9 protein-coding genes are annotated in these 10,860 nt (G+C 67.1%); 4 read left to right on the top strand and 5 right to left on the bottom strand.

What is annotated here, in order from left to right; translation table 11 throughout:
- Positions 1-173: 173 nt before the first annotated feature.
- The 4 genes from D580_RS0110345 to D580_RS0110330 form a co-directional block, all read right to left on the bottom strand.
- A complete protein-coding gene (locus tag D580_RS0110345; RefSeq protein ID WP_026289895.1) occupies positions 174-1,376 on the bottom strand; it encodes a TraB/GumN family protein in 1,203 nt (400 codons plus the stop codon).
- Positions 1,377-1,732: 356 nt separating this feature from the next.
- Positions 1,733-2,797 carry a hypothetical protein gene (locus tag D580_RS0110340; RefSeq protein ID WP_018954317.1) on the bottom strand — a complete coding sequence of 355 codons (1,065 nt, stop codon included), beginning with the start codon at positions 2,795-2,797 and terminating at the stop codon, positions 1,733-1,735.
- The gene (locus D580_RS0110335; protein ID WP_018954316.1) at positions 2,794-4,257 is read right to left on the bottom strand and encodes an adenylate/guanylate cyclase domain-containing protein; all 1,464 of its coding nucleotides are present in this window, start codon (positions 4,255-4,257) and stop codon (positions 2,794-2,796) included. Before D580_RS0110335 ends, D580_RS0110340 begins: the two co-directional genes overlap by 4 nt.
- Complete coding sequence (locus D580_RS0110330; RefSeq protein ID WP_018954315.1) at positions 4,254-5,078, bottom strand: inositol monophosphatase family protein; 825 nt, start codon at positions 5,076-5,078, stop codon at positions 4,254-4,256. The genes D580_RS0110335 and D580_RS0110330 overlap by 4 nt, the downstream gene beginning before the upstream one ends.
- Before the next feature lie 131 nt (positions 5,079-5,209).
- Between D580_RS0110330 and D580_RS15425 the strand changes: the two genes are divergently transcribed.
- From D580_RS15425 to D580_RS0110315, 3 genes are all read left to right on the top strand, one after another.
- Positions 5,210-5,530, top strand: coding sequence for a DUF3301 domain-containing protein (locus tag D580_RS15425; protein ID WP_155999812.1), 321 nt, complete (start codon positions 5,210-5,212; stop codon positions 5,528-5,530).
- A complete protein-coding gene (locus tag D580_RS0110320) occupies positions 5,530-6,198 on the top strand; it encodes a sulfite exporter TauE/SafE family protein (RefSeq protein WP_018954313.1) in 669 nt (222 codons plus the stop codon). Before D580_RS15425 ends, D580_RS0110320 begins: the two co-directional genes overlap by 1 nt.
- 78 nt (positions 6,199-6,276) lie before the next feature.
- Positions 6,277-7,242, top strand: coding sequence for a sigma-54 interaction domain-containing protein (locus tag D580_RS0110315; RefSeq protein WP_018954312.1), 966 nt, complete (start codon positions 6,277-6,279; stop codon positions 7,240-7,242).
- Between the two features lie 140 nt (positions 7,243-7,382).
- Here the strand turns inward: D580_RS0110315 and D580_RS0110310 are convergent, their stop codons facing one another.
- Complete coding sequence (locus D580_RS0110310) at positions 7,383-9,401, bottom strand: TonB-dependent copper receptor (protein ID WP_018954311.1); 2,019 nt, start codon at positions 9,399-9,401, stop codon at positions 7,383-7,385.
- A gap of 218 nt (positions 9,402-9,619) precedes the next feature.
- Between D580_RS0110310 and D580_RS0110305 the strand changes: the two genes are divergently transcribed.
- Positions 9,620-10,549 (top strand): hydrogen peroxide-inducible genes activator, encoded by a 930-nt coding sequence (locus tag D580_RS0110305; RefSeq protein WP_018954310.1) that lies wholly within the window; start codon positions 9,620-9,622, stop codon positions 10,547-10,549.
- Positions 10,550-10,860: the final 311 nt, after the last annotated feature.

Raw genomic sequence — 10,860 nt, 5'->3', positions numbered from 1 at the left:
CACTGTGGCTGGATAACAGTCCCGGCGCCACCCGGCCCCAGCAGATCAGCATCGATTTATGCTCGACCGAAAACTTCTACCGCCCAGGCTCCTAGTGCTAAATCCCGATGCGGGTAAATCCGGCGCTCTTCCCTTTGAATTTTGAATTTTGAATCTTGAATTTTAAATCGTCCTCACCCCACCAGGCGATCGAAGATTCGGAAGCCGGCCACGTAGGTGCCGATGGCCGAGCCCAGGGTGGAGAAGAAGAACACCAGCAGGATGCGTGACACCCGGTTGCTCCACCAGCCGCCCAGGTGGGTGGTGTCCTGCTTGAGCCGGGCGAAATCCCCCACGCTGGGTTTGCGCAGCCAGGTCTCCACCGCCGCGGTGACGAAGCCGACACCGATGGTGGGGTTCAGGGAGGTGAGCGGCGCGGCCAGCGCCGCGGTCAGCACCGTCAGCGGGTGGGCCGCGGCGATCAGGGCGCCGGCGGCGGCCAGGCCGCCGTTGATCAGCACCCAGTCCAGCACCAGCTGCCAGCCCAGTTCCGGATTGCGGGCAAAGCCGATGGCGAAACCCGTGAGGATCAGGGCCACCACCACCCAGGGCAGCACCTTGGGCCAGCGTGCCGGCGGCGGTTCCTGGTCCAGGTGGTTGAGCACCGCCTGGGGCGAGTCGGTGCACTCGGCTTCCAGATTCTCGCGAATACCCTTCATGTGCCCCGCGCCCACCACCGTCAGGATGTGCCTGTAGTCGCCGTGGTTCGCCTCCTGGCGCAGGCGCGCCGCCATGTAGCGATCGCGTTCGGCGATCAGCGGCTCGTAGAGGGACTGGGATTCCTGGGCGAACTGGGTGAAGGTGGATTCCAGGATGTCGCCTTCCTTGAGGCGCTCGATCTCCTCCTCGCTGACCTTCTCCTTGCTCATCACCCCGGCCAGCAGGCCGCCGAACAGGCTGAAACGCTGCCACCAGGGCACGTTGCGGTAGCAGCGCTTGAGCGTCGTACCCACCTCCCGGTCGATGAGCAGCACCGGCAGGTGGTCCGCCTGGGCCTCGCGGATGGCGGCGCGCATCTCGGCGCCGGGCTCGATGCCGAACTGTTCCGCCAGGCGCTGCTGGTAGGCGCCGAGCGCCAGGCTCGCGGTGACCATGGGCACCTTGCCGTGGCGCAGCACCTGGAACAGGTCCATGCGCGCCAAGTCGTCGGGATTGACGATGGCGTTGTGCCGGCTGGGGCACAGCTCCACGGCCACGGCGTCGAACTCGCCGCTGCGGATCAGGGCCTCCACCGCCTCGGCCGAGGCGCGGGAGACGTGGGCCGTACCCAGCACGGTGATGCGGGTGTCACCGACCTGGACGGTGTAGCGGGGTTCCTGGGCTGTGGGCTCGGACATGATCACCGGGGCTTTGGGGGAGGCGGCACCTTAACAAATCCGGGGAAGGAAGTGTGAATTGGAAAGCCGGAAGCCGGTTATTTCCCCCTTTTCAACATCTCGTCTCCTATCTCGTAGCATCTCGCCAACCCATCACACGCCCACTTTTTCCCGCTGAGACTCCTCTCACGGGGGCACGGGGACACTGAGAAGATCTGCTGAAACGCTTTCCCCGTGCCTCCGTGTCTCCGTGAGAGGATGATTTTTATTTTTCCTCTTTTCAGAGTCCCGTCGGACAGAGCGATAGCGGTGTCCGGCAGGTGTCGCCCGATACCGCTGCGCTCTATCGGGCCTACGAGCTTCAACCTTCATCCTTCTCAATGCCCCGTTTCCAGCCGCCTGAGCACCCGTTCCCCCCGCTCCACATGGGCCTCCAGTTCGCGGTTTTCCGGGGCCAGGGCCTTCAGGGGGCGCCAGATCTCCAGGGCCTCCCGGATGCGTCCCTGGGCGTAGAGGACTCGGCCTTCCTCCAGGCCGGCGCTCACCTGGGTGTCGATGGCCTGGTTGAGCAATTGGCGCTGGCGGCGCAACGCCGGGTCGCTGCCGTTGCGGGCCTCCAGCACTTCCAGCAGATGCCGGGCCAGGGCCAGATCCTGAGCGGCGAAGGCCGCCTGGAAGCGGGCCTTCAGGGCCTGGGTCGTCGCTTCCGTGGCGATACTCTCAGGCGAGGGATCCCCGGGCAGTTCCTCGGCCGGGGGCGGAAAGCGCGCCTGGCGGGCCTCGCGGGCGGCCAGCAGGCGTTCTGCGCTGTCATGGGCCGGCGCCAGGGCGTGGGCCAGGGTGAGGGCCTCCACGGCCAGCATGGGATCGTCCTCGGCCAGGGCCCGCTCGCCCAGGAGGGTCAGCTCGTCGGCCAGTTCCCGGGCCTCGCGCTCGGTGCGCAGGAAGTGCTGCCGGGCGCGCAGGCTGCCGGGCGCGACCCGATGGATCTCGTCGACCAGGGGGCGCTCCCGCACCAGGCCATGGGCACGGGCCAGCATCAGGCGGGTGCGCAGGATGCGCAGATGTTCCTGGCGCTGGACCTCGAAGGCGTCCCGGGCGGCGATCAGGGCCTGGCTGTCGGGCAGCACGGCGATGCCGTGGTCGTAGCGCTCACGGGCGCCGGCCCAGTTGTCCCGGCGCAGGTGTTCGGCGGCCTCGATGAGGATGCGCTGCTCGAAGCGCGCGGCGCGCCGGGCCAGGTCTGCGCGCTGCCGGCGCAGCTGTGCATTGTCCGGGTCTGCGGCCAGCTGCCGGTCCAGCAGGGCCAGGGCGCGCCCGTATTCGCCGGCCTCGTCCAGGGCCTCGATGCGGGCCTGGGGGTCGGCGCTCAGCGGGTCCAGCATGGCGCAGCCGCCCAGGCTCAGCAGGGCGATGCACAGGACGGGCAGCAGGTGTCTCATCGCAGGGGCTCCGCGTGCAGCAGCTGGTCGATGTCCCGGTCCAGTTCCGGCTCCTCCCGGGCGGGCTCGATGCGGTAGGTGACCACCGGGGCCTCCCGGCCGCGCACCCGGATCTCGTCGCTTTGGCGGGCGTGAACAATGCCGGACACCCTGGGGTCCTGCATCATCTCGTCGCGCACCACGATCTGCCCCGGTTCGGCGATGCCCATGAGCCGCGAGGCCAGGTTCACCGTATCGCCCACCACCGTGTACTGCATCCGGTCACTGGCGCCCAGGTTGCCCGCCAGCATCTCGCCGCTGTTGATGCCGATGCGAAATTCCACCCGCGGCTCACCCCGGGCATCGCGCTGCCGGTTGAGCCGTGCCACCAGCCGCTGCAGCATCAGGGCACACTGCAGGGCGTGGACATGATGGTCCGGGTCCGGGTCGGTGACACCGAACACCACCATGGCGCAATCGCCGATGAACTTGTCGATGGTGCCCTGGTGGTGGGTGGCGATGCGGGTGATGTAGCCGAAGTATTCATTGAGCAGGTCCGCCACCCGGGCCGGGGGCAGGCGTTCCGACAGGCTGGTGAAGCCGGCGATGTCGGCGAACAGCACCGTGCCTTCCACGTGACGGCCGCCCAGCTGCACCTGCTCCAAGTTGTCCAGGATCTGGCGCGCCACGCCCGGGGAGACGTAGCGGGACAGGGCCGCCTCCACCTGGGATTTTTCCAGCAGCCCCCGGGCCAGCTCGTTGAAGGATTCCATCAGGTGGCCGATCTCGTCGTTGCGCCGTTCCGTGAAGCGAAAGCCGTAGTTGCCGGCACCGATGGCGCGGCTGGCGTCCATGAGATCGTCGATGGGCCGGGACAGGCGCTTGCCCAGGATGCCGGCCGCCAGGCTTGCCAGCAGGGCCATGAGCAGGGTGGCGCCGGTGACCAGGCCGATGGCGCGCCGGGTGGTGGCCTCCAGGGGGGCCAGGCTGTGGGTGACCACCACCTGGCCCAGTTCCACCTGCTGGTAGCGCAGCACCGCCCGGTGGGAGGCCACCGGTTCCTGGGTCTCCCGGATCAGCCAGCGGCGTCCCTGACCCCAGGGTTCCGAGACCACGCCGCTGTCGGGCTGCACGCCGGCCTGGGCCATGGGGGTGCCGTCCACGGCCAGGATCGCCGCGCCGCGGATGTCTTCGCTCTGCACCAAGTTGTTGACCAGGGCGGCCAGCGCCAGCCGGTCCTCCGCCATCACCAGCTCCGCCGAGGCGCCGGCCAGCTGGCGGGCCAGGGTCTCGCCAAAGCTCTCCGCCTGGCCGCGCAGGGTCTGGGTGTGCTGGGCCAGCAGGATTGCGCCCAGGATGCCCATCACCAGCACCGCCAGGGCGGCGATGATCAGGGCCAGCTTGTGGGCCACCGGGACGTGGCTGGGCCAGCGGCGTCGCAGCCGGGAGGAGAGCCAGCGCAGTGTGCCGCGTTTGCTCACGGAGCCCCGCTGGCGGGGGTGTCCAGCCAGGCCTGCCAGGCCTCGAACAGGGCGTGATCCAGGGCGGCCATGGCCGAGTGCGGCCCCGTGCCCCGGCAGCAGGGGGGCTCGCCCTCCAGGGTCCTGGCACGACCGCCGGCCTCGGTGAGCAGCAGTACGCCGGCGGCCAGGTCCCAGAGCTTCTGGCCGCCGTGCAGGTAGACATGCCCGCGCCCCGCCGCCAGCCAGGCCCATTCCAGGGCGCAGCTGCCCAGGTTGCGCTGGGAGCCGTAGGGGGGGGATTCCGCCAGGCGCCGGGCGAGGGGCGCCGGCAGGCGCTTGAGATCCACCAGGGCCACGCCCCGGGACAGGGGGGTGTCGAAGGACTTGGTCCTGAGCCGTTCCCCGTTGAGCCAGGCGCCTTCGCCCTCGATGGCGCTGAAGCATTCGTCCCGCACCGGGTCGTAGGTCACCGCCAGGCGCGGCCTGCCACCTTCCAGCAGGGCGATGGAGACCGCGAACAGCGGGATGCCGGCGGCGAAGTTGCTGGTGCCGTCCAGGGGGTCCAGGCACCACAGGGGGCGGCTGGTGTCCGCCAGCAGCCGGCGCTGCTCCTCGGCGCTCATCTCCTCGCTCAGGAAGGCCACCTCCGGCCAGGCGTCCGCCAGGGCCGTGCGCAGGCGCCGGTCCACGGCCAGGTCCGCCTCGGTGAGCAGGGAGCCGTCCGCCTTGACCTCGTGGCCGATGCGGTTGAAGCGCGGCAGCAGTTCCTCGCGCCCCGCGTCACGGACCAGGGAAACCAGGGTGTTCAGGTCGGGCAGGGGAGAATCGGTATGGGGCATGGCAGGTATTTTAACCCGGATCAGGTGAGGCGAAGTGCGAAGTGTGAATTGGGAAGTGCGAAAAAGGCGTGACATCATTCACTTCGTCCTTCCCAATGCTCACTTCCCACTTCAAGTTACACTTTCCTCCCATGACGCCGATCCTTCTCATCCTGCTGGCGAGCCTGATCCTCTGGTACATCAACGACAGTCTGAAATGCCGGGAGAACGTGCTGCGGGCGGCGCGCCGGGCCTGTGATCAGATGAACGTGCAGTTCCTGGATCAGTCCGTTGTGCGAACGCGCATGGGACTGGCCAGGAGCGAGTCGGGTACGATGCTGTTGCGGCGGGAATACCATTTCGATTTCAGCCTCAACGGCGCCGACCGGCACGCCGGCCACGTGGTGTGTCTGGGGCAGCGGGTGATGGGCTTGAGTCTGGATCATCCCGAGGGACGGGTGGTGCTCGGGTGATGGATCTTCAGTGGATGGTGGCGTTCCTGATCGGGCTGTTCAGCGTCACTCACTGTCTGGGCATGTGCGGCGGCATCGCCGGGGCCTTGGGCATGAGTCTGTCTCCGACGGCGCGCTCGACCCCCGCGCGCGTGGCCCTATTCAACACCACCTTCGGTCTTGGTCGTGTCAGCAGCTACATGCTGGCCGGCGCCCTGATGGGTGCCGGCGGCGCCTTTCTGAGTGCCCGTCTCGGTCCCGATGTGTGGATGGTCGCACGGGTGGCGGGAACGGTCTTCCTGATGGCCCTGGGTTTGTACATTGCTGGCCTGCTGCCGCAGCTCAGCCGCATTGAGCACCTGGGCAGGCCGCTGTGGATGCGACTGGAGCCCCTGGGGCGTCGTATGCTGCCGGTGCGCAGTCTCTGGCAGGCCTTCGGCTTCGGCCTTATCTGGGGCTGGTTGCCCTGCGGCCTGGTCTACTACGCGCTGATCTACAGTGTGAGTGCCGAGAGCGCCCTGGCGGGCGCCCTGTTCATGGGCTTCTTTGGCCTGGGGACCCTGCCGGCCCTGGTGAGCGCCGGTGTCATGGCGGGGCAACTGGCCCGGTTCACCCGGCGGCCAGGGGTGCGGCGAACCGCCGGGCTGTTGATCGTGGTCATGGCGCCGTTGCCGCTGATGATGCATTAACTGGCAGGCTTGAAACGGTGTCTGTCGGGCCGACAATGTATGAAACCCATCGACCTTCAAACCGAACCTGAGCTAAGCATGCAGCCCACTGGCTTTCATCCCCAGGATATGATCGGCGAATCCCCGGAATTCCTCTCGGTGTTACGCGCTGCGCGGGTGGTCGCAGCCACTGACGCCACCGCCCTGGTGCTCGGGGAAACCGGCACCGGCAAGGAGCTGCTGGCGCGATTGATCCACCACGAGAGCCGACGTGCTCGCGGGCCCTGGGTGGCGGTCAACTGTGCCGCCTTACCCCGGGATCTCGTCGAGGCGGAGCTGTTCGGTTACCGGCGAGGTGCCTTCACCGGCGCCATGACGGACCGGCCCGGGCGCATCCGCCAGGCCCAGGGCGGCACCCTGTTTCTGGATGAGGTGGCCGAGCTGCCCCTGAGTGCCCAGGCAAAGCTGCTGCGCTTCCTGGAACAGGGAGAATGCCAGGCCCTGGGCAGTGATACTCCGGAACCGGTGGATGTCCGCGTGCTCGCGGCCACCCATCGCGACCTGCGCCACTGGGTGGATACAGGCCGGTTCCGGGAAGACCTCTATTACCGGCTGCACGTGATCCCCCTGGAGTTGCCACCCCTGCGGGAGCGGCCGGGGGACATCGGGGTGTTGCTGGATGCCCTGACCGAAAAGCTGGCCGCGCGCCACGGGGTCAGCCCGCCTCGCTTCTCCGTTCAGGCCCGGCGTCTGCTGACCCGTCATCGCTGGCCTGGCAACGTGCGGGAGTTGCGCAATCTCTGCGAACGTTGTGTCGTGCTCTACAGCGGTCAGACGGTCGACCCGGAACACTTGCAGCTGGAGGTCCGTTCCAATGCGCTCGGAGACCTGCCTGACTGGCAGTTGCCCCGGGACGGCGTGCAGCTGGATCGGCTGGAGGCAGGCCTCATCCGCCAGGCCTTGGGCCGTACCCAGGGCAACCGCACCCGGGCCGCCCGTCTGCTGGGCCTGACCCGGGACACCCTCCTGTATCGCATCAAGAAGTACGCCCTGGAGGGGGAGTGAGGCGTAAGGCGTAAGGCGTAAGGCGTAAGGCGTAAGGCGTAAGGCGTAAGGCGTAAGGCGTAAGGCGTAAGGCGTAAGGCGTAAGGCGGGGATGCTCTGCCTCACACCTCACACCTCACACCTCACACCTCACACCTCTCTCAGAACGTCACGTTGACCCGCGCCCACAGGGTGCGGCCCGGCTCGTAGATGCGATCCGTTGGGTCTCCGAACAGGGCTGAGTAGTTGCGGTTGACGTGTTCCGCGTAGTGACGGTCGAACAGGTTGTCCACGCCCGCGCGCATTTCCAGCTGCCGGTTCACCCGGTAGCTGCCGTACAGATCCAGCACGGCCCAGGCCGGGGTTTCAATGGTGTCCAGGCCGCCCAGGGTGTCGATGCGGGTCTGCTTGTCGGCGAAGCGGGTGCGCGCGCCCAGCAGCCACTGAGCGGGCTGGTATTCCAGGCCCACATGCCCGTTCAACGGCGGGATCTGCGGCAGGTCGCGGCCATCGCTTTCATTTCGGCCGCGCACGTAGGCCAGGGCGCCGCTCAGGATCAGGTCATCATGCAGGCGGAAACCGGCGCCCAGTTCCGCGCCCCAGAGCGTGGCCCTGACGTTGCGGAAGCTGAGGGTGCTGCCCACATCGTCACGCAGGATGAAATCCTCCACCCGGTCGTAGAAAAGCGCGGCCTCGTAGCTCAGGCGCGGTCCCTGGCCGACCACGCCCAGGTCCAGCTGATGGTGCTTCTCGGCGTCCAGGGACGGGTTGCCGATGAGCCGTTCAGTCATGTGCGGTCGGTAGAAGTAGAGCTCGGTGGCATCCGGCTGGCGGATGGTTCGGCTCAGGCCGGTGAAGGCGGTGAGCGAGCCGTTGATCGCATGTTCATAACGCAGCAGGGCGCTGACCTGGGTGTCCCTGCGCGTCTTGCCGGCCGCTTCCGCCGTGCCTTCCGGCACCCAGGGCGCGATGGCGTTGGCGATGCTCTGTCCTTCCAGATCGCTGTCGATACTGGATTCGTGGCGATCCACCCTCAGACCGGCGCGCAGCAGTCCGGCCGTGCCAGTCTGCATGTCTGCCTGGGCGAACAGTCCCAGGTTGTCCTGGCGTGCATCCGGCCAGGTGCGGAACAGCAGGTCACCGCTCAGGGCGTCTAGCAGGACCGCATCGCGGTCCACCCGCCGGAGATCCACGCCGTAGTCCAACTCGGCGCGATCCAGTTGCGAGCTCAGAATCAGCCGGCCACCGGTGGTGCGGGAGGTGGTGGGCGAGCGCCTGAGCATCATCGGGTTGGCCGGTTCGCGCAGGGAGAAGTTGTCCATGACGTGGTCCACGTCGCTGCGCCATGCTTCCGCCTTCACGCCGCTGACCGGTCCGTCCAGGGCCTCGGCCCAGCCCTTGAGCCGGTAGGCGCTCAGCTCATCATCCGGAGAGTCCATGCCGGCGCCGGCATAGCGAGCGTCGGTGACCCGGGATCGATCCACCGAGGCCTCCACGCCGCTGTGATTGTCGTGGCGGTAGCCGCCGATCAGGGTGACGGCGCGCTTTTTCATGGAGGAGGGGACCTCGTTGCCATCGCCGTCCTCGTAGTTGCCGGCGTTGAGCGCCTCCCCCAGCACGCGCACATAACCCTGGCCGTTGCTCATCAGCATGTCCAGGCCCACGTCGCCGTGCAGGCCGTTGTCGTTGGCGCCGAAACTCAGTCGCCCGCGCACGCCGGGTTCGGCGGCCATCTCGGCGGTGTCGCGTTCAAACAGGATGGTGCCGCCACTGCCGCCCGGGCCGTGCAGCAGGCTCTGCACCCCCTTTTCCACCACGATACGGTCATACAGCATCAATGAGCCGAAACTGGTGGGCGGGTCCATGCGGTTGGGGCAGGCGGCGAATACAAAGCCGCCATCGATCAGCACGTTGAGCTGATCCGCCGTCTGGCCCCGGATGATGGGGTCGATGCCGTGCTGACCCATGCGCGAGCCGGATACCCCCGGGATCAGTCGCAGGGCCTCGCCCGCGTCGGCCTTGGGGCTCTGCAGCGGGGTGTGCTCGGTAAGCTGATCCGTGGCGGGTATCGCGACTTCCTGGGTGGCGGTCACGGTGATGGGCGCCAGGATGATGTCCGCGTGGGCGCAGGGAATGCTCAGTGCAACTGCGATGGCCAGGGCCAGGCGATGGTGTGGCATGGTGTCTCCCCATAGTGGTTGTCGTTATCCCTTCGACCTGTAGGCAATTACCAGGCCACAGCCGCAAACGGCGCGGCGACAGGGGGGCAGAACGATGCATCTTGGGAGTTGCGGGCCATATGCCACACAGGTGTGTGAAATGCCCCATGACTGAAGGTCTCGCCCAACAGGTTTTTCTTGTATCTTGTCTCTAGCCACTTGTCTCTAGCGCCTTACTGATGACCCTCACCGAACTCCGCTACATCGTCGCCGTTGCCCGGGAACGCCATTTCGGCCGCGCCGCCGAGGCCTGCCATGTGAGCCAGCCGACCTTGAGCGTGGCGGTGAAGAAGTTGGAGGATGAGCTGGGCGTGACTCTGTTCGAGCGGAACCGGGGGGAGATCTCCGTGACCCCCGTGGGCGAGCAGGTGGTGGCCCAGGCTCAGCGCACCCTGGAGGCGGCCGACGCGGTGGTGCTTGCCGCGCGCCAGGGGCAGGACCAGTTGAGCGGACCCCTGCGCCTGGGGGCGATCTTCACCATCGCCCCCTACCTCATGCCGCACCTGATCCCGGCGCTCAGGGAGTCGGCGCCGAACATGCCCCTGGTGATCGAGGAGAACTACACCGCGCGGCTCTCGGAGCGCCTCAAGCAGGGGGACCTGGATGCCATCATCATCTCCCTGCCCTTCGAGGAACCGGGCATCGTCACCCTGCCGCTCTACGACGAGCCCTTCGTGGCTGTGCTCCCGGCCGGCCACCCCTGGAGCGCACGGGAGACGATCAAGCTCACCGACATGGCCTCGGAGAATCTGCTGCTGCTGGGCGCGGGCCACTGCTTCCGGGACCAGGTGCTGGAACTCTGTCCCAACTGCCACCGCACCGTGACCTCGGACCACAGCATCCAGCGCACCGTGGAGGGCAGTTCGCTGGAGACCATCCGGCACATGGTGGCCTCGGGCATGGGCATGACCGTCCTGCCCTGCACCGCCGCCGGGGCCGACCGCTACGCCCAGCGCCTGCTGACCATCCGCCGTTTCGCCAAACCCGTGCCCACCCGCCGGGTGGCCCTGGCCTGGCGGGTGAGCTTCCCCCGCCCCAAGGCCATCGAGGCGGTGCGCCAGGCCATCCTGGACGCCGACCTCAGCTGCGTGGAACCGATCAGGCCCTGAATCCTTAAACCGGGGGTCCGCAAAACCCCGGGGGTCCGCGAATGAACGCGAATCAACGCAAATTACGAAAAGGTCTGAACCAGTCCGTTCTGCGCTCGTTGACTGCTTCCTTGGAGGGGGCGATAAAGGCAGCGACCATGGTGCTCTGTGTTTATTTGCGTTGATTCGCGTTCATTTGCGGACCCCATGATTTTTCAGTCCATCATAGCCCAAAGCTATCATGGTGTTCGTTTAATTAAATTGGATATATCGATAGTCAATTCCTAATATGACCTCCATGCCGCAACACCGCGGCGCAACTTTTCAAACCC

Origin of the sequence: Thioalkalivibrio sulfidiphilus, assembly GCF_000377945.1 — a bacterium.
Classification (GTDB): Bacteria; Pseudomonadota; Gammaproteobacteria; order Ectothiorhodospirales; family Ectothiorhodospiraceae; genus Thioalkalivibrio_A; species Thioalkalivibrio_A sulfidiphilus_A.
This window is presented reverse-complemented; position numbering and strand designations above follow the sequence as displayed.